19 protein-coding genes are annotated in these 17,246 nt (G+C 72.1%); 8 read left to right on the forward strand and 11 right to left on the reverse strand.

Going from position 1 to position 17,246, the window contains the following annotated elements:
- Positions 1-78: 78 nt before the first annotated feature.
- The 3 genes from QFZ75_RS02160 to QFZ75_RS02170 all read left to right on the forward strand — a co-directional run bounded on the left by QFZ75_RS02160 (position 79) and on the right by QFZ75_RS02170 (position 2,277).
- Entirely contained in the window at positions 79-1,092 is a 1,014-nt protein-coding gene (locus QFZ75_RS02160) for a MerR family transcriptional regulator (RefSeq protein WP_307533527.1), read from the forward strand.
- Between the two features lie 229 nt (positions 1,093-1,321).
- A complete protein-coding gene (locus tag QFZ75_RS02165; protein ID WP_307533528.1) occupies positions 1,322-1,915 on the forward strand; it encodes an XRE family transcriptional regulator in 594 nt (197 codons plus the stop codon).
- Positions 1,916-2,016: 101 nt separating this feature from the next.
- A complete protein-coding gene (locus QFZ75_RS02170) occupies positions 2,017-2,277 on the forward strand; it encodes a trans-aconitate 2-methyltransferase (protein WP_373465797.1) in 261 nt (86 codons plus the stop codon).
- A 52-nt stretch (positions 2,278-2,329) separates the two neighbouring features.
- Here QFZ75_RS02170 and QFZ75_RS02175 read toward each other — a convergent pair whose 3' ends face one another.
- Positions 2,330-3,349 carry a zinc-binding dehydrogenase gene (locus QFZ75_RS02175; RefSeq protein WP_307533529.1) on the reverse strand — a complete coding sequence of 340 codons (1,020 nt, stop codon included), beginning with the start codon at positions 3,347-3,349 and terminating at the stop codon, positions 2,330-2,332.
- 106 nt (positions 3,350-3,455) lie between these two features.
- Here QFZ75_RS02175 and QFZ75_RS02180 point away from each other — a divergent pair, with 106 nt between their 5' ends.
- Positions 3,456-4,133, forward strand: a complete 678-nt coding sequence (locus QFZ75_RS02180) for a TetR/AcrR family transcriptional regulator (RefSeq protein ID WP_307533530.1) — start codon at positions 3,456-3,458, stop codon at positions 4,131-4,133.
- A 62-nt stretch (positions 4,134-4,195) separates the two neighbouring features.
- On the opposite strand, the gene QFZ75_RS02185 is transcribed toward QFZ75_RS02180, so the two are convergent.
- Positions 4,196-4,609 carry an ATP-binding protein gene (locus QFZ75_RS02185; protein WP_307533531.1) on the reverse strand — a complete coding sequence of 138 codons (414 nt, stop codon included), beginning with the start codon at positions 4,607-4,609 and terminating at the stop codon, positions 4,196-4,198.
- A gap of 235 nt (positions 4,610-4,844) precedes the next feature.
- Here QFZ75_RS02185 and QFZ75_RS02190 point away from each other — a divergent pair, with 235 nt between their 5' ends.
- Positions 4,845-5,210 (forward strand): STAS domain-containing protein, encoded by a 366-nt coding sequence (locus tag QFZ75_RS02190; protein WP_307533532.1) that lies wholly within the window; start codon positions 4,845-4,847, stop codon positions 5,208-5,210.
- A gap of 301 nt (positions 5,211-5,511) precedes the next feature.
- On the opposite strand, the gene QFZ75_RS02195 is transcribed toward QFZ75_RS02190, so the two are convergent.
- On the reverse strand, positions 5,512-6,258 hold the full coding sequence (locus QFZ75_RS02195; RefSeq protein ID WP_307533533.1) for a response regulator transcription factor: 747 nt from the start codon (positions 6,256-6,258) through the stop codon (positions 5,512-5,514).
- Positions 6,255-7,208: a HAMP domain-containing sensor histidine kinase gene (locus QFZ75_RS02200; RefSeq protein WP_307533534.1), complete on the reverse strand. Its 954-nt coding sequence runs from the start codon at positions 7,206-7,208 to the stop codon at positions 6,255-6,257. Before QFZ75_RS02200 ends, QFZ75_RS02195 begins: the two co-directional genes overlap by 4 nt.
- Before the next feature lie 346 nt (positions 7,209-7,554).
- Here QFZ75_RS02200 and QFZ75_RS02205 point away from each other — a divergent pair, with 346 nt between their 5' ends.
- The 3 genes from QFZ75_RS02205 (at position 7,555) to QFZ75_RS02215 (ending at position 8,850) form a co-directional block, all read left to right on the forward strand.
- The gene (locus tag QFZ75_RS02205; protein ID WP_307533535.1) at positions 7,555-7,881 is read left to right on the forward strand and encodes a TraR/DksA C4-type zinc finger protein; all 327 of its coding nucleotides are present in this window, start codon (positions 7,555-7,557) and stop codon (positions 7,879-7,881) included.
- Positions 7,882-7,962: 81 nt separating this feature from the next.
- Positions 7,963-8,367 carry a TraR/DksA family transcriptional regulator gene (locus QFZ75_RS02210; RefSeq protein ID WP_373465798.1) on the forward strand — a complete coding sequence of 135 codons (405 nt, stop codon included), beginning with the start codon at positions 7,963-7,965 and terminating at the stop codon, positions 8,365-8,367.
- Between the two features lie 147 nt (positions 8,368-8,514).
- Complete coding sequence (locus tag QFZ75_RS02215; RefSeq protein WP_307533536.1) at positions 8,515-8,850, forward strand: YnfA family protein; 336 nt, start codon at positions 8,515-8,517, stop codon at positions 8,848-8,850.
- Positions 8,851-8,975: 125 nt separating this feature from the next.
- Here the strand turns inward: QFZ75_RS02215 and QFZ75_RS02220 are convergent, their stop codons facing one another.
- From QFZ75_RS02220 to ssuE, 7 genes are all read right to left on the reverse strand, one after another.
- Entirely contained in the window at positions 8,976-10,130 is a 1,155-nt protein-coding gene (locus QFZ75_RS02220) for a DUF475 domain-containing protein (protein WP_307533537.1), read from the reverse strand.
- A gap of 247 nt (positions 10,131-10,377) precedes the next feature.
- A complete protein-coding gene (locus QFZ75_RS02225; protein WP_307533538.1) occupies positions 10,378-12,093 on the reverse strand; it encodes an alpha-amylase family protein in 1,716 nt (571 codons plus the stop codon).
- Complete coding sequence (locus tag QFZ75_RS02230) at positions 12,084-13,088, reverse strand: TIGR03885 family FMN-dependent LLM class oxidoreductase (RefSeq protein ID WP_307533539.1); 1,005 nt, start codon at positions 13,086-13,088, stop codon at positions 12,084-12,086. Before QFZ75_RS02230 ends, QFZ75_RS02225 begins: the two co-directional genes overlap by 10 nt.
- Before the next feature lie 194 nt (positions 13,089-13,282).
- Positions 13,283-14,644 carry an NAD(P)/FAD-dependent oxidoreductase gene (locus QFZ75_RS02235; protein ID WP_307533540.1) on the reverse strand — a complete coding sequence of 454 codons (1,362 nt, stop codon included), beginning with the start codon at positions 14,642-14,644 and terminating at the stop codon, positions 13,283-13,285.
- 169 nt (positions 14,645-14,813) lie between these two features.
- A complete protein-coding gene (locus QFZ75_RS02240) occupies positions 14,814-15,776 on the reverse strand; it encodes an SGNH/GDSL hydrolase family protein (RefSeq protein WP_307533541.1) in 963 nt (320 codons plus the stop codon).
- Positions 15,777-15,915: 139 nt separating this feature from the next.
- Positions 15,916-16,536 carry a tellurite resistance TerB family protein gene (locus tag QFZ75_RS02245; RefSeq protein ID WP_307544185.1) on the reverse strand — a complete coding sequence of 207 codons (621 nt, stop codon included), beginning with the start codon at positions 16,534-16,536 and terminating at the stop codon, positions 15,916-15,918.
- A 145-nt stretch (positions 16,537-16,681) separates the two neighbouring features.
- Positions 16,682-17,239 (reverse strand): NADPH-dependent FMN reductase, encoded by a 558-nt coding sequence (gene ssuE, locus QFZ75_RS02250; RefSeq protein WP_307533542.1) that lies wholly within the window; start codon positions 17,237-17,239, stop codon positions 16,682-16,684.
- Positions 17,240-17,246: the final 7 nt, after the last annotated feature.

Genomic DNA, 17,246 nt, shown 5'->3' on the forward strand with positions numbered 1-17,246 from the left:
CGAGGCAGAGCTGATGCCGGACGGCGCCCGATGGACATGAGGGACCGCGAGCCGGCGGAACCGGCGGAACCGGCCGACATGGGGGTCACGACGGGCTTCCTGGCGCGCACGCTCGGCGTGTCCCCGACGACCCTGCGTTCCTGGGACCGCCGGTACGGACTGGGGCCGGCCGTGCGGGCGGACGGCCGGCAGCGCCGGTGGTCGCCGCAGGACGTGGCCATGCTGCGCGAGATGTGCAGGCTGACCGCCACGGGAGTACCTCCGGCCGAGGCCGCGCGGGCCGTCCTCGAACGGGCGCGGGGCGAGAGCGCCGACGCTCCGGGGCCACCTGGCGGCACGGCGGCGCACGGACGCGACGCGCCGGCGCCGCGGGCCCCGTCCGTGCCGTCGGCCGTCGGCGGCCACTCCCCCGGCGCGTCCGGCACGCTGCCCGCGGGAATCGCTCGTCAGGAGTGCCGCGGGCTGGCCCGGGCGGCCGTACGGCTCGACGCGTCGGCCGTCCAGGAACAGCTCACCGCCTCGGTGCGGGCCCATGGTCTCGTGGCGGCGTGGGAGGAGGTCATGGCACCCACGCTGCGGGCGGCCGGCCGCAAGTGGGAGTCCTCCGGCGACCGCTATGTGGAGGTCGAGCACCTGCTGTCCTGGCACGTCTCCACCGTCCTGCGGCACGTGTACGTCTCCTCGGTCGCGTCGCGGCACGGGCAGGACGCCTCCCCCGTCCTGCTGACGTGCCTGCCCGACGAGCAGCACACGCTGCCGCTCGAGGCGCTCAACGCCGCGCTGGCGGAGGCGGGCGTGCCGACGCTGATGCTCGGCGGGGCGGTTCCGGTCGAGGCCGTGGACAGCGCCGTGCGGCGCGTCGGCCCCGCGGCGGTCGCCCTGTGGAGCCAGTCGCGCTCGACCGCCAACCTTCCGCTCGCCCAGCACATCGCCGCGACCCGGTGGGGCATCCGCGGAGCCCGCAGACAGAGCCCGGTGCTGCTGTGCGGGCCCGGCTGGGGCCGCGGCGCGCCGGACGGACTGCTGCGCCCGACGGGTCTGCGGGACGCGGTACGCATGCTGGTCTCGCTCGACGCGTCGTCCCGGCCGTGACGTCCGCCCCCGGGCCGCGGGTCCCACTCGGGCAGCTTCCCGGTCCGGCCGCCCGGGGGTGCCGGCGGGTTCCGCCGCGTGCGCGGGCCGGTGTGCCGGGCGCGAGGACGGCGCGTCGCCGGCGCGGATCGTGGACGGTCCCGGAGGGTGCGGTCGTCGGCGGTTCACGGGCGGCCCGTGGTGCGATCACGCCAGGCACGCTTTGCGCACAAGGCATATGATCTTGCGTATGACGCAAGGCAATGCCGAGCTGGACGGCCTGGTACGTAAACGGATCCGTGCACTGCGCTTGGCACAGGGCTGGTCCCTGGACGAGCTGGCCACCCGCGCCCGGCTCAGTCCCTCCACGCTCAGCCGCATCGAAAACGGGCAGCGGCGTCTCGCGCTGGACCAGCTCGTCACCCTGGCCCGGGCGCTGGACACCTCGCTCGACCAGCTGGTGGAGACGGCGACGGACGATGTCGTCTCCAGCCCGATGATCGACTCGGTCCACCGGTCGATGCGCTGGCCGATCCGCGCGGATCCCGGCATGACGGTCGTACGCCAGCGCATGACGGATCCGCCGCCCGACAACCCCGCGCGCCTGCGCGCCCATCCGGGCCGCGAATGGCTCGTCGTCCTCTCGGGCACCGCGGTCCTGCTGCTGGGCAACCGGCGCTTTCGCGTGGAGACCAACCAGGCCGCCGAGTTCCCCACGATGCTCCCCCACGCCCTCGGCGCCGAGGGCGGACCCTGCGAGATCCTGGGCATCTTCGACCGAGACGCCCGCCGCGGCCACCAGGGCAACGAGGACGGCGGGAACGCGCAGCGCGCACCGCGCTGAGGAAGCACCGGAGAGGCACGGGGGAGGCGCCCGTGCCGGCTGCTCCAGCCCCTGCTCCCGCTCACGCGGGCGGGGCTCGGCCGGCGCCGCAGAAAACGGAGGTGCTCGCCGAGCGCCTCGCCTCCGTCACGGTGTGGCTGCCCGTCGAAGCCGGCGGTCCCTGCCACATCGTGGACCTCGGCTGCGGGACCGGGGCCGGAACCCTCGCGCTGCTCCAGCGTCTCCCCGGCGCGCAGGTGACCGCCGTCGACACCTCCGCCGCACACCTGCGCCGTATACGCGGCGGTGTCGCCGGAATCCTGCCGACCGAGGACCTGACCGTACGCACGGAGCGCATGGTGTGGGCCGCACGCCGTCGATGAGCGACGCGCCCGTTCCCGCGCGGAAAGGCCGCCGTTGCCGACGAGCCGGGGCCTACGGCGTCAGCACGATCCGGCCGAAGACCTCGCCCGCGTCCATCTTCCGGTGGGCCAGGACGGCCTCTTCCAGGGGCAGGAGTTCGTGCACCACCGTCGCCAGTTCACCGCGGCCCGCGGCGGCGAACTGCTCGATGCGTACGGCACGGAGGTCGGCCGCGGCGACGGTGTCCGCGCTGAAGGTGGCGAAGGACAGCGACCTCTGGAACGCGGTGATCAGTTTCGTGCCGAAGTCGGCCGGCGGCTGTCCGGCGACCACGCCGACGGCGACCAGGCGGCCGTTCGGGTTGAGCAGGTCGAAGAACGACGGCATGTCATGGCCAGCCACGATGTCGATGATCACGTCGTAGCCCGCGGGAGCATCTTCCGTGCCGCCGTCACTGCCACTGCCACTGCCGTCGCCACCGCCACCGCCAGGGACACCGTCGTCTCTGCCGGACCGGTCCAGTACACGGGTCGCGCCCAGCTTCCGCAGACGGTCGCCGCGTTCGGCCGACGACGTGGTGACCGCCACCGCCGCGGCGCCCGCGCGAACCGCGAGCTGGACCGTCATGATGCCGATGCTGCCGGCCGCTCCGCGTACGAGGACCGTCTCGCCGGGGGCGAAGTGCGCGTGCGCCAGCGCGAAGTGGGCGACGGCCCCGGAGGTGCCGAGCGTCACGGCGTCGGCGGCGGACAGGTCCGCGGGCAGCGGGACGGCCTCCCGGACCGGGACGGCGACCTGTTCGACGTAGCCGCCACCCGTGCCGGTGAACGCCCACACCCGCCGGCCGATCCACGACGCATCGACGCCGTCACCGACGGCGGTGACGGTGCCCGCGATCTCGCTGCCGGGAACGAACCCCTCCTTGAAGCCGTACGCGGCCAGCGCACCGCTGCGGATCACCGTGTCGACTCCGCCCACCCCCGCCGCCTCCGTTGCGATCAGCACCTGTCCGGCAGCGGGTGCGGGGACCGGCAGGTCGATGACGGCCAGCCCTTCAGGGGCTCCGTACCTCTGGATCGCGATCGCCTTCACCGGCGTCTCCTCGTGCTCGTACCTTCGCGGACCCGTCTCGTGCGGAGCCGCTCCCAGGCCTCGGACCGTAACGGACGCCCCCGTCCACTTGGCTAAAGTGAGAGAGGTGACCGACCCTTTGCCTCACCCCCCTCCGACGCGGCCCTCCCGGTCCCCGGACCTGCGTTCCGACGCGCGGGACAACCGCGAGCGCGTCCTCGACGCGGCCCGCACGCTGTTCTCCGCCCGTGGCCTCGACGTACCGATGCGGGAGATCGCCCGGCGCGCCGGGGTCGGGCCCGCCACCTTGTACCGGCGTTTCCCGACCAAGCAGATCCTGGTCACCGCGGTCTTCGCGGACCAGGTGCGCGCGTGCCGGGCCATCGTCGACGAGGGGTGCGCCGATCCGGATCCGTGGCGGGGCTTCTGCCTGGTCATCGAGCGGATCTGCGAACTGCACGCGCACGACCGCGGCTTCACCGAGGTCTTCATGTCGATGTTCCCGGGGACGGAGGATGCCGCCGAGAGTCGTGAGTACACGGTGCGGGCCGTCGCCGGACTGGCCCGGCGGGCCCAGGAGGCGGGGCACCTGCGCCCCGACTTCGTCATGGACGACCTCGTCCTCGTACTGATGGCCCACAAGGGGATCCGCACCGCGTCGAGCGCCGGCCAGATTGCGGCCTCCCGGCGGTTCGCGGGGTTCGTGATCCAGGCGTTCGCCGCCCGTCCCGGGCACACGCCGCTGCCGCCGCTCCCGCCACCGGCACGGCCGGCATCCGCGGTACCGGACGGCGCCGGGCCCTGAAACCGCCGGTCCCGTCGACGGCTTCGGCGATGCCGACGGGTGGCGGCGGATGGCGACGGGCTTCAGGGCGTGGTGGCGGGGGCGGGGTCCGCCAGGGCGATGCGGGCCGTGATCCGCTTGCCGACCGGCTCCCTCCGGATCTCCAGGTCCCGGGCGACGGCCTTGACGATCTCCAGGCCGTGCTGGCCGATCCTGCCGGGATCGGCGACCCGGGCTTCGGGGACCGTGGGGTCGCTGTCCCACACGGTGACCTCCACCGTCTCGCGGGTGAGGCGCAGCTGGAGCAGGACGGGGCCGGGTGCGTACTTGCCGGCGTTGGTCACCAGCTCGCTGACCACCAGCTGGGTCAGGTCCATCGCGCGGGCGGTGATCGTCGGGCCGCGACCGGTGCGGGCCCGCTCCAGGAAGGCGGTGGCGTGGTGGCGGGCGTCGGCGATGCTCCCGCCGTCCCCCTGTGTGGCGTAGCTGGTCTGCATCAAGTCTTCATCTGTCCCCGCACCGGCCTCGCCGTCGCCCTGGGATTCCACCGGCATCGCCCTCATTCCCCGTTCACGAGCGCTCCGATACCCCCGGTTCCCTCATTCATGCATCGTACAAGTGTGCTCTGCGGCACAGTCGTCCGGGTGCATCGGGTGCTGCGTTCGGGCACAATGACCGGGCAAACCAGGCGACCGGGGCGAGCCCGGACACACGACCGCAGTCGAGGAGACGGTGACCCTTTCCCAAAGCGTGGACCAGCCCGGCCGGCTCTCCGTCGAGCATTCCGCGATCGACGGCGTCCGTGTCGTGACCGTGCGCGGCGAGATCGACCACACGGTCAAGGACGTGCTCAGCGACGCCCTGCTCGTCCCGGACGGTGCGGCGGCGGCGCGGACGGTGGTCGACCTCAGCGGTGTGACCTTCATGGACTCCAGCGGGATCAGCGTCTTCATCGGCGCTTACCAGGCCACGGCCGGTGGTGCGGGGTGGCTGCGCATCGCCGGTGCGCAGGAGTCCGTGCTGCGGATCCTGCAGATCGTCGGGATGGACACGCTGATCGACTGCCATCCCAGCGTCGAGCAGGCGCTGGCCGCCTGAGCGCCGCCGGCCCGGCGGCGCTCGATGAGCTGCGCGCGGCTGCGTGCGGCTGCGTGCGACCCGGTGGCCGGACGCGCCCGAGGACGCCGGGCGGGGGCTCGGGACCGACGTCGCCCACCGCCGTGAACTCGTCGCGTACTGGGCCGGCACGTTCGACCGGCCGACGCGGGAGACGACGCTCACCGGTCCGCCCGGATCGTCGGGAAGCTCCGGGCGTGGAGCGACTGCGGCGGCCCTTCGCGCCCTTCGAGGAGCCTGAGCTCTACGCGGAGGAGCTGCGCGTGTTCTTCCGGCCGTACCGTCACGCCTCGATGAGGCCGACCCGGATCGCGTAGCGGGTGAGTTCGAGCCGGTCGCGCAGACCGAGCTTGTGCAGCATGTTCGCCCGGTGCCGGTGGACGGTCTTGATGCTGATGAACAGGATCTCCGCGATCTCCTTGGAGGAGTGGCCCTCGGCCACCAGCTTCAGGACCTCTTCCTCGCGGGCGCTCAGCACCTGGTCGGGCGGTTCCTCGCCGTGCCGGACCCGGTCGAGGTAGTTGCGGATCAGCGCGGTGACCGCGCCCGGGTAGAGAAAGGGTTCGTCGCGCATGGCGGCCCGGCAGGCGGCGACCAGGTCGCGGTCGGCCACGGACTTGAGCACGTATCCGCTGGCGCCCGCCTTGAGCGCCTGGAAGAAGTACTGCTCGTTGTCGTGCATGGTCAGCATCAGCACCCGTACGCCCGGCTTCAGCGCGGCGAGTTCGCGGGCCGCCTGCAGCCCGGTCATCCGGGGCATGGCGATGTCGAGGACCACCAGGTCGACCTCGTGGGTGCGGGCCAGGTCGACGGCTTCGGCGCCGTCCCCGGCCTCGGCGACGACCGTGAGGTCCGGCTCCCCGTCGAGGATGAGGCGGACTCCACGGCGTACCAGCGCGTGGTCGTCGGCGAGGAGGATACGGATCACGGGCTCGGCGGACGTGGTGGGCTCGGCGGACGTGGTGGGCTCGGCGGACCTGGAGGGTTCGGCGCGTGTGCCGGGTGTGTCGGGTGTGTCGGGCGTCGTCATGGCTGCTTCCTGAGGACGGGCACGGTCAGCCGGACCTGCGTTCCGGCGCGGGGCTGCGAGGTCACGTCCAGCGTGGCCCCGATCAGCAGGGCCCGCTCGCGCATGCCGCGGATGCCCGCCCCTTCAGCGGCGCCGCCGGTGCCGCGGCCGTCGTCGACGACGGTCAGCGCGACCTCCCGGCCGGTGTGGCGCAGGTTCACCTCGACCCGGTCGGCCTCGGCGTGGCGGGCCGCGTTGGTCAGGGCCTCCTGGGCGACGCGGTACAGCACCAGCTCCGTCCGCTGGTCCAGCGCGGGCAGGCCGGGGTCCAGGCGGCGCACCACGCGCAGGGTGGAATGGGTGGCGAACTCGGTGGTCAGCGAGGTCAGCGCGCTGATCAGGCCGAGATCCTCCAGCACGCCCGGGCGCAGGCGCCGCACCAGGCGGCGTACCTCGTCCAGGCTCCCCCGGGTGATCTCCTGCGCCTGCTGGAGCTCCCCGCGCAGGGGCTCGTCGGCCGCGTCCGCCGCGCGTTTCAGCGCCAGCAGGACCGCGGTCATGCTCTGGCCCACCTCGTCGTGCAGTTCCTGGGCGATGCGCCGTCGCTCCGCCTCCTGCCCCGTCAGCACGCGGGCACTGCTGGTGGCCCGTTCGTGTTCGAGGCGTTCGAGCATCGCGTTGAAGGTACGGATCAGTTCGGCGGTCTCACCGCGGCCGTGCTCCGGCAGCCGTTGCCCGGGGCGCAGCAGGTCGACAGTGGTCATCAGCCGGGTGAGCCGGCCCAGCGGGGCCAGGCCGATCCGCAGCAGCGCCGCGTTCGCGACCAGCATCACGGCCAGGCCGACCACGAGGACGACCGCCTCGGTCAGCACCACGGGCACGGAGACCGTCACCGGGGCCCACAGCAGCAACGCGGTGGCGCTGCCCAGCACGACCGCGTTGAGCGCGAAGATCCGCCAGAACAGGGACAACGGGGTGACGCCTTTCTCTGTGTGCCACGGTCCGGTCCCCCTGCCGTCGGTCACCGCGCACCCCGGGTGTGAACTGCGGCCGGTGTGTCGCCGGGCCTTGCGTCCAGCCTGCCCGCCGCGCGCCCCGCCGTCGATGGGTACCGGTGCCCATTCTCCGGGTCTGCCCTGCCCACGCCGCGATGGGGCCCGGACCGTGCCCAGGATGGGTACCGCGCCCGATGGGTTTCACGCGGCGGATCGGCCACGGTGGGGACGTACCCGGAAGGTCCTCACGGCACAGCGGAACACCGCACGGCACGGTACGACGCCGCCCGGCGCCGTGGGGAGTGGAGAAAGAGGTCCCGTCATGTCCCTCGACACGCCCCGGCCCGAGGTCCGCCCTGAGCGGATGGCGGCGCACGAGGCCCTGCAGCGCCTCGCACACGAACGCAACGCACGTCTCACCCAGCTACGGGCCATCGGCGAGGCCGGACCGGACGCGGACGAGCAGGTGATGTCCGCGCAGGAAGACACCGTCCGGTCGGTCCTCGGGCAGGTCGAGGAGGCTGTCGCCCGCGTGCAGGAGGGCGGTTACGGCCTGTGCCAGGGGTGTTCCCGGCCCATCCCCGTCGAACGTCTGGAGATCCTGCCCTATACGCGGTTCTGTGTCTCCTGCCGACGCGCCGGCGCCTGACGCCCGCCCGACCGTCCCCCGACCGCACCCGGCCACCACCCGCCCTGTCCCCGTGTCCCGCGCCGAACGAGGGGTGAAACGGTGAACGACCAGATCATCGACGACCACGGCACCCGTACGCCGGCCGAGGACCGCGGCCTGCCGCTGTCGGCCGTGGAGCTGGCCGCACTGCGTGCGGACCTGCACGAGCAACGGCTGTTCCGGCAGGAGCAGTTGCGACAACTGTCGGCCGCAGCCGCGGCCACGACACGCGCCGACGCGCTGCCCGACCGCCGGGCCACCGCACAGATCGAGGTCCGCGTCCAGCTCGCCGCCTCCGCCCGCATGGTCCTCGCAGACGTCGAGGACGCCCTCACCCGTATGGATCGGGGCAGGTACGGCACCTGCCACCTGTGCCACGAGCCCCTCACCCGCGAACGTCTGCTGATCGTGCCGCAGGCCCGCCACTGCACACGCTGCCAGCAGGACAGGGAGGCCGGCCGGTGACCACCTCACGCATGTCCCGCGCCTCACGGACCCTGCCCGGCCGCCACAGCTCCTGGCCCGGGTGCCGGCGGCGCTCCGGCAGCGCCTGTACCACGCCCGTACTCACGAAGCCGGCGCTCCGATGATCCACGGGTAAGGTCGGCCGGTATGACCGTCGCTCGTTCCGTCGCCCTGTTCGCCGTCGCCGCTCTCTTCGAGATCGGCGGTGCCTGGCTGGTGTGGCAGGGCGTGCGCGAACACAAGGGCTGGATCTGGGTCGGCGCCGGCGTCATCGCGCTCGGCCTCTACGGGGTGGTGGCCACTTTCCAGTCCGACGACGACTTCGGGCGCATTCTCGCCGCCTACGGCGGGATCTTCGTCGCGGGATCGATCGCCTGGGGCATGGTCGCCGACGGCTACCGCCCCGACCGCTACGACGTCGTCGGCGCCCTGGTCTGCCTGGCCGGCATGGCCGTGATCATGTACGCCCCCCGCTCCGGCTGACCCCCTGCCCCCTGCGGCAGCCGTCCCACTACCAGGAACCCGGGCAGGCCGATACCGAATCCGGGGAATCCGGTCAGGCCGATGCCGAACCCGCCGGACGCCGGCGCGACGGGTCCGGCCGGGGTTCAGGACCGGGTCGAGGCGCCGGTCCTCTCCTGGTCCGGGCCGGCCGGCTCTCCCGGACCCTCCTTGGCGAGTGCCCGGTTGCGGCGTACGGAGGACAGGAAGGAGGCGCCGATCAGGACCACCCCGATGAGGCCGGTGATCACCTCGTTGATCTCGTACTGGATGGTGACCAGAAGGATGACGGAGAGGGCGCCGATGGCGTAGTGGGCGCCGTGCTCCAGGTAGACGTAGTCGTCGAGGGTGCCCTGGCGGACCAGGTAGACGGTCAGCGAACGGACGTACATCGCGCCGGTGCCGAGGCCCAGCGCCATCACGACGATGTCGTTGGTGATGGCGAAGGCGCCGATCACGCCGTCGAAGGAGAAGGACGCGTCCAGGACTTCCAGGTAGAGGAACATGAAGAACGCGGCCTTGCCGGCCAGGGCGACCGCGGAGCGGGGTTTGCCGGTGCGTTCGGCCTTGCCCTGTTCCTCCTGCTCGCGTTCCTCGTCCTCTTCGAGCTTGTTCTCGAAGTGCCCGGAGAGACCGCCGACGAGCATGTACGTGACGAGACCCGCGATGCCGGAGAGGAGCACCGTCTCCGTCTTGTCGGCGTGCACCCCGCCGTGCTGGTGGGCGTGGGCGGCGAAGGTCAGCGAGGAGAGCAGCAGCACGATCAGGGCGATGCAGACCGACAGCATGTCGACCTTGCCGAGCTTGGCGAGCGGGCGCTCCAGCCAGCCCAGCCACTTGATGTCGCGGTCCTCGAAAATGAAGTCGAGGAAGATCATCAGCAGGAAGATGCCGCCGAAGGCGGCGATCGACGGGTGGGCGTCGGTGACCAGCTGCTGGTAGCGGTCCTTGTCGGTGAGGGCCAGGTCGACGGCCTTGATCGGCCCCATGGAGGCACTGACCGCCACGATGACGACCGGGAAGACGAGCCGCATCCCGAACACGGCGATGAGCACGCCGACGGTGAGGAAGATCTTCTGCCAGAAGGCGTTCATCTTCTTCAGGATCCCGGCGTTGACCACCGCGTTGTCGAACGACAGGGAGATTTCGAGGACGGCGAGGATCGCCACGAGACCGAAGGCCTTCCACCCCCCGTAGAAGACCGCTGCGACCAGGGCGAGCGCGGTGACCGCGAACGACCAGCCGAAGGTTTTGAGAAGCACTGGTTACCCCATCGTGTGGTGGGGGCGGCGGGCCCCCGTTGTGCAGTCGTATTGGTGGGCGGTTTTCCTGTGGTGTGCGGCAGGACGGCGATGCCGTCGTCGTCCGCCGCGGCAGGTCACCGGAGTGAAAGGTGATGCCGGATGATGACAGGCACGTCGATGGTACCCACGGACCTCCCACCTCTCCCGCGGGGAATCGTGCCCGGGAACCCACCGGTTCCCCGGCCGCGCCGACGGACCGCCGGCGTCAGTGCGCGACCACCCGGTCGGGGTCGTCGGCCGGGGTGCCGACGCGCAGCCAGCGGTATCCGTAGGCGGGCAGTTCGAGGGGGACGCTGCCGTCGTCCGACACGGTGAGCCCCGCGTGTCCCTCGTCGAGCAGGTCCGTCAGCCGTGCGCCGGGCCCCGCCCCGGACAGCCGCAGCCGTACGGTGGCCGGCTCGCCCGCGAAGTTGTGCACCGCCAGGACCGCTCCGCCGGCGCCGCCGATCCCGGTGGTGCGGCCGACATGGGCGAGGACCGCCCGCTCCCCCGTCTCCACCAGCCGGTAGTCGCCCCAGGCCAGTTCGGGGGCCTCCCGGTAGCGCTCGGCGAACAGCCGTATGCGGCTCAGCAGCGAGCCCGGATCGCGGCTCTGCTCGTACACGTTGACCTTCTCGCAGCCGAACGCGCCGTCCACCAGCGGGTTGGGGAACGTGTCCGGCTCCGCGGTGGAGAACCCGGCACCGCTCTCCGGGGTCCACTGCATGGGCGTACGTACGGCCTGGCGTCCCTCGGCGGCCAGGTTCTCCCCCATGCCGATCTCCTCGCCGTAGAAGAGCACGGGCGTGCCGGGCAGTGTGAACAGCAGGCTGTAGGCCAGTTCGACGCGGCGCCGGTCGCCGTCGACCATCGGCGGCAGCCTGCGGCGCAGCCCCCGGTCGTAGAGCTGCATGTCCTCCTTCGGGCCGAAGGCCGCGAACACCTCGGCGCGTTCGTCGTCGCTCAGCTTGTCGAGGGTCAGCTCGTCGTGGTTGCGGACGAACGTGGCCCAGTGGGCGTCGCGCGGGGCGGGCGGGCGCTCGCGCAGCGCGGCGGCCAGCGGCCCGGCGTCCTCGCGGGCCATCGACAGGTACATCTGCTGCATCCCGACGAAGTCGAAGCACAGGGTGAGTTCGTCGCCGCGGTCCGAGGCGGGGTCGCCGAAGAACCGGGCGAGGCCGTCGTAGGGCAGGTTGACCTCGCCGAGCAGCACCGACTCGCCGTTGCGGCGGCCGAGGAAGGCGCGCAGGTCGGCGAGGTACTCGTGCGGGTCGGGCAGTGCGCCGGCGTCGTCCTGGCCGTCGGTCTCCAGCAGGAAGGGCACGGCGTCGACGCGGAAGCCGGACAGTCCGAGCTGCGTCCAGAACCCCATGACGCGGGCTATCTCGTCGCGGACCTCGGGGTTGGCGACGTTCAGGTCGGGCTGCTGCTTGTAGAACCGGTGCAGGTAGTACTGGCCGCTGCCCTCGTCGTACTCCCAGAGACTGTCCTCCGCGTCGGGGAAGACCACTCCTTGCGGGCCGTCCTCGGGAGGCTCGTCCGCCCAGACGTACCAGTCGCGGTGGGCGGAGTCCCGGCCGGAACAGGCGTCCTTGAACCACGGGTGGTCCTCGGAGGTGTGGTTGACGACGAGGTCGGCGATCACCCGGATGCCGCGGTCCCGGGCGGTGCGGACGAACTCGGTGAAGTCACCGAGGGTGCCCAGGCGCGGGTCGACGCCGTAGAAGTCCGTGATGTCGTACCCGTCGTCGCGCTCGCGCGTCGGGTAGAACGGCATCAGCCACACGCAGGTCACACCGAGACGCACCAGGTGGTCGATGCGCTGGGTGAGGCCCGCGAAGTCGCCGGTCCCGTCGCCGTCGCCGTCCTGGTACGTCTCGACGTCCAGGCAGTACACCACCGCGTTCTTCCACCACAGGTCGGACGTACGGGTCAGACGCACCGGAACTCCTTCGCCGTGGCGGGCACGGGACGGGTGACGTCGAGGCGCGGCAGCACCTTGTCCCCGAACACGTCGATGAACGGACCCAGTTCGCGGCCCACGTGGTGGAGCATCACCGCGTCGAACCCCAGGTCGGCGTACTCCTGCAGCCAGGCGGTGTGCCGGCCCAGGTCGGAGGAGATGTTCACCGTCCGCGCCACCTGCTCCGGGCCGACGTGCTCGCTGACGATGTCGAACAGTTCCGGGGAGTCCAGGTCCCAACTGACGGGCGGCGCGTGCACGTTGGTGCGCCACTGGTCGTGCGCCAGCGCGGTGGCATCCGCCTCGTCCGGCGCCCAGCTCAGGTGCACCTGGAGGTGGAGCGGGCCGCGGCCGCCCGCGTCGCGGTACGCGCCGATGATCTCGCGCAGCCGCTCCCGCGGCGCGTTGACGGTGATCAGGCCGTCCGCCCACTCGGCGCACCAGGCCGCGGTCGCGGCGCTGCAGGCGGCCCCGATCAGCGGTGGCACCTCGGCCGGCAGCGTCCACAGCCGGGCCCGGTCCACCGTCACCAGGCCGTCGTGGCTGACCTCCTCCCCCGCCAGCAGCGCGCGGATGACGTCGACGCACTCGCGCAGCCGTGCGTTGCGGACGTCCTTGCGGGGCCAGCGGGCTCCGGTGATGTGCTCGTTGGAGGCCTCACCGCTGCCGAGCGCCGCCCAGAACCGGCCGGGGTACATGGCGGCGAGACTGGCGACGGCCTGGGCGACGATCGCGGGGTGGTAGCGCTGTCCCGGTGCGTTCACGACGCCGAACGGCACCCGGTCGGTGGCCTGCAGGGCGGCGCCGAGCCACGACCAGGCGAACCCGGACTCCCCCTGGCGGACGCTCCACGGGGAGAAGTGGTCCGAGCACATGGCGGCGGTGAACCCGGCGCGTTCCGCGTGCGTGACGGCGTCGAGCAGATCCGCGGGCGGGATCTGTTCGTGCGAGGCGTGCAATCCATAGGCGGTCATGCCACGCCGGGTACCCCGCGGATGCCTTCCGAGGCGAAGTAATGGGCGCACGCCGTGAATTGACGTGCGCCGCACCGCGGGACGCCGCAGGAGCGTCCGGGTCCCGCCTCACCTCTTCCTCGTCGCCTCTTCCTCGTCACCTGTGCCTTGTCACCGGTCCGCGGTCGCGCCCGCCGCCGGCCTCGGCGCGACCGTCACACGGCCCCGGTCCGTTCCCGGATCTGCTCCGGCGTCAGGTAGGCGTTCGTGTACTCGAAGTCCCGCAGCGTCGCCGGCGTGCGGGACTGGAATCCGGTCCGTACGAAATCGTCGCCGGCCAGGCTGTTCAGCACCCAGTTCGTCGCGACCCGGGCCTTCGCCACGTTGGTGCGCAGCGCCGACCAGTGGTACCCGCGGGCCGCGACCAGGGCGGGCACGCCGCGCAGCTCGACACCGAGCGGCTTGGACACGGCGTCGAGGCCGCCGAGGTCCACGACGAGTCCCAGGTCCTTGTGGACGTACGGCGTCATCCGCTGTCCGCGCAGCGAGGCGATGACGTTGTCGGCGACGTGCTTGCCCTGGCGCATCGCGTGCTGCGCGGTCGGCGGGCAGATCGCGCCCTCCACGTCCTTGGCCTCGTCCGGCACGGCGGCGGCGTCGCCGAGCGCGAAGACCCCGTCGTGGCCGGGCAGGCACATCTCCGAGCTGACCGCGAGCCGTCCCTTGACGGTCTCGGCGCCCAGGGTGGCGATGAGCGGGCTCGCCGCGACGCCGGCGGTCCAGATCAGGGTGTGGGTCGGGATCACCCGGCCGTCGGTGAAGGTCACCTCCTCGGGGCCCGCCTTCTCGATGGACACGCCGAGCGAGACCTCGATGCCCCGCCTGCGCAGGATCTCCTGGGCGCTCCTGCCGAGCTTGTCCCCCAGTTCGGGCATCAGCTTCGGGGCGATGTCGATCAGGTGCCACTTGATCAGCCGCGGGTCGAGCCGCGGATAGCGCTTGACGGCGTTGTGCGTCAGGCGCTGCAGGCACGCGGCGGTCTCGGTGCCCGCGTAGCCCCCGCCGACCACCACGAACTGCAGGCGCGCCGCCCGCTCGGCCTCGTCGTGGCTGGCGTCGGCGATGTCGAGCTGCGAGATCACGTGGTCCCGGACGTACGCGGCCTCGGCGAGCGTCTTCATGCCGCGGGCGTTGTCGGCCAGGCCCGGGATGTCGAACGTACGTGTGACACTGCCCGGGGCCAGCACGATCTGGTCGTAGCGCTCGTTCACGAGCTCGCCCGTGATCTTGCGGACGACACAGACCTTCGCCTTCATGTCCACACCGATGGCACCGCCGGGAATGATGCGGGTGCGGTACCTGCGGCTGCGGCGGAGCGACACGGCGATCGACTGCGGGGTCAGCACCCCGGAGGCGACCTGTGGCAGCAGCGGCAGGTAGAGCTGGTAGGAGAACGGGGTCACCAGGGCCAGCTCGGCCTCGTCGGGTCCCAGTTTGCGCTCCAGGCGGCGGACGCACTCCACTCCCGCGAAGCCCGCTCCCACCACCAGAATCTTCGGTCGTACCACGATGTCCATCCCTTCACCGGCGCGCTCTGTCGGGCGTCCCTCAATCCCCTGTGCCCCTGAGTTCCCCCATCGCACATGGTGATCCCTCAACGAGACGAGCGGCCGTACCTCCTCCGACCGGCGAGTCGGCCCACGCGGCCCGCGTTCCGGGCCGCGTGGGGTGGGGCGGGAGCGTCCGTCAGTGGCCGTGACCCTTGCGCAGGTGCTTCAGCACGGCCTCGGCCATGACCTCCTCGCCCTTGGCGTTGGGGTGGGCCGGGGCCGCGGGCGAGGCCGGCTGCAGCGGTTCGATCCAGCGCACGGCCGGGGCCTTGCACATGTCGTGCCCGACGGTCGGCCCGTACGTGTCGACGTATTCGGCGCCGTTCAGCCGGGCGACCACGCGCATCATCAGGTTGAGGCGCTTGCCGGTGTCCCGCAGGTAGGGGAAGTCCTTGGTCGCGAACGGTACCGAGGGGTAGCAGCCGCTGCCGTCCTCCGGCAGGAGGTCCGGGTAGCCGACGACGAGCACGCGGGCGTGCGGGGCCCTGGCGTGCACGGCCCGCAGCACCCGGGTGATCTCGGGCGCGGTCTCGAGGATCTTCAGCGCCAGCCGGTCGGCGCCGGACGGGGAGGTGTAGTGGCGCTGGCACGGGTTGCCCGTGAGGTCCTGCGAACTCAGCTGGGCGCAGGTGCCGATGATGGAGCCGAACCCGATGTCGTTGCCGCCTATCTGGACCGTCACCAGGTCGGTGCCCCGCTGCAGGGCGTTGAGCTGCGGCGGGTTGGTGCCCTGGGCCTTCCACATGTGCTCGGTCGTGGCGCCGCCGCAGCTCACGTCCTTGAACGTGGCCACTGCGCGCCGCGCGGCGAGCAGGGAGGGGTAGTTGTGGTCGGAGCGGGCACAGTTCGCGTCCACCTGTTTCGGGATCAGCGGTCCCGAGGTGTAGGAGTCGCCGAGCGCGACGTAGTCCGTGCGCTTGGCGTGGCTGTTCCCCTGGCTGTTTCCGTGGTTGTTCCCCTGGCCGGTGCCGTGGGCCGCGACGGGTGCGCCGGAGGCGACGACGAGGACGCAGCCGCTGACGGCCGCCGCCAGGGCGGTGGCCCGGCGGTGGCCCGAGGCGGTTCTGCCGTACTGGCCGTTCTGGGTGCGACGGTTCATCGTGGTTCCCCCTGGGTCCGGGACGGCGCATGACTGCCCTTGTATACCGGCCGGTTCGCTCCGGGGACCAGAGGTGGGAGTGTTGTTGTCCGCGGCGCCGCGGGGAACGGGGCGACCGGGCCCCACGGCGCCGTACGCGTCAGATGCCGAACTCCGCGGGCGACAGGCCGAGCGTGGTGCAGGCGTCGCGGATGACGTACTGCTCGGACGCCTCGAAGTGTCCGTCGGCGCCCGCCACCACCATGCCCGTCTGGATGACCGCGCGGGCCTCCGCCGGCTTCTTGGCCGCCTTGGCGATGTCCCGCAGCGCCTCGGCCTTGCCCTGCTCGAAGTTGCCGGTGAGCCGGTCCACGTGCTGGTTGAAGCGCTGGCGGAGCTGGTCCGCCGGGAAGTTCTGCAGGACTTCGTTGCTGACGATCAGCTCCTCCACGCGCTGCCTCTCCGCCGGCTCGACCCGTCCGTCGGCCGCCGCCACCAGCGCGCACATGGCCATGCTGGCGTCCCGGTAGGCCCCGCTCTTGAGCTCGGTCTTGACCGACGCGAGCTGGGACTTGAACAGCCCGATCAGCTGGGCCTTGGAGCCGCCGCCGGAGGACGAGCCGGACGCGTGGCCGCCGTGCTGCGCCTGCCCGGCGGGGCCGTGTCCCTGTCCGGCGCCGTATCCCTGCCCGGAGGCATGTCCCTGCCCTGACCCTCCCCTGGCGCCCTGGGACTGCTGGAGGTTCTTGGCCTGGTCCTTGAGCTTGTCCCACATCGCCACTACTGCCACCTCGGCTTCTGCTGATACCTGTGCGCGGTCCGTCCGTTGAACGGTTGCCGCGTCCGGAGAGGTTCCCGAATGGCAAAGGTAACGTAAAAAGATCATGCGCAAGGCGGATCGGCCAGGTCTCGGCGGAGCCGCCCGCTCACCCGACGGGCGCCAGGACCGACGGGCGGCCGCCCAGCGCCTCGGAGAACCGGTCGGTGACCTGCGCCAGGGCCTCGGCGGCGCCCGGTGCGACGGTCAGCGTGCCGTCCGGCCCGGCGGTGATGTCCTTGTCGAGGGTGAACCAGCCCTGGACGATGTGCGCGGCCCCCATGGAGCTGAGGACCGGGCGCAGCGCGTAGTCGATGGCCAGCACGTGGGCCGTGCTGCCGCCGGTGGCGAGCGGCAGCACCGTCTTGCCGGTCAGCGCGTACTGCGGGAGCAGGTCGAGCAACGACTTGAGCAGCCCCGAGTAGGCGGCCTTGTAGACGGGGGTGCCGATCACCACTCCGTCCACCCGGTCGAACAGCGCGGTGGCCTCGACGACGGCCGGGTGCCGGAAGTCGGCGCCGAGCAGGGCCTCCGGGGGCAGGGTGCGTGCCTCCAGGGAGATGACGTCGTGGCCCTGGTCCCGGAGCCGGTCGTCCAGGTGGCGCAGAAGTCGTGCGGTGCGGGAGGTGGCCGAAGGGCTTCCGGAGACGGACAGGATGGCGGCCATGAGGGGA

Source organism: Streptomyces sp. V3I8, assembly GCF_030817535.1.
GTDB lineage: Bacteria > Actinomycetota > Actinomycetes > Streptomycetales > Streptomycetaceae > Streptomyces.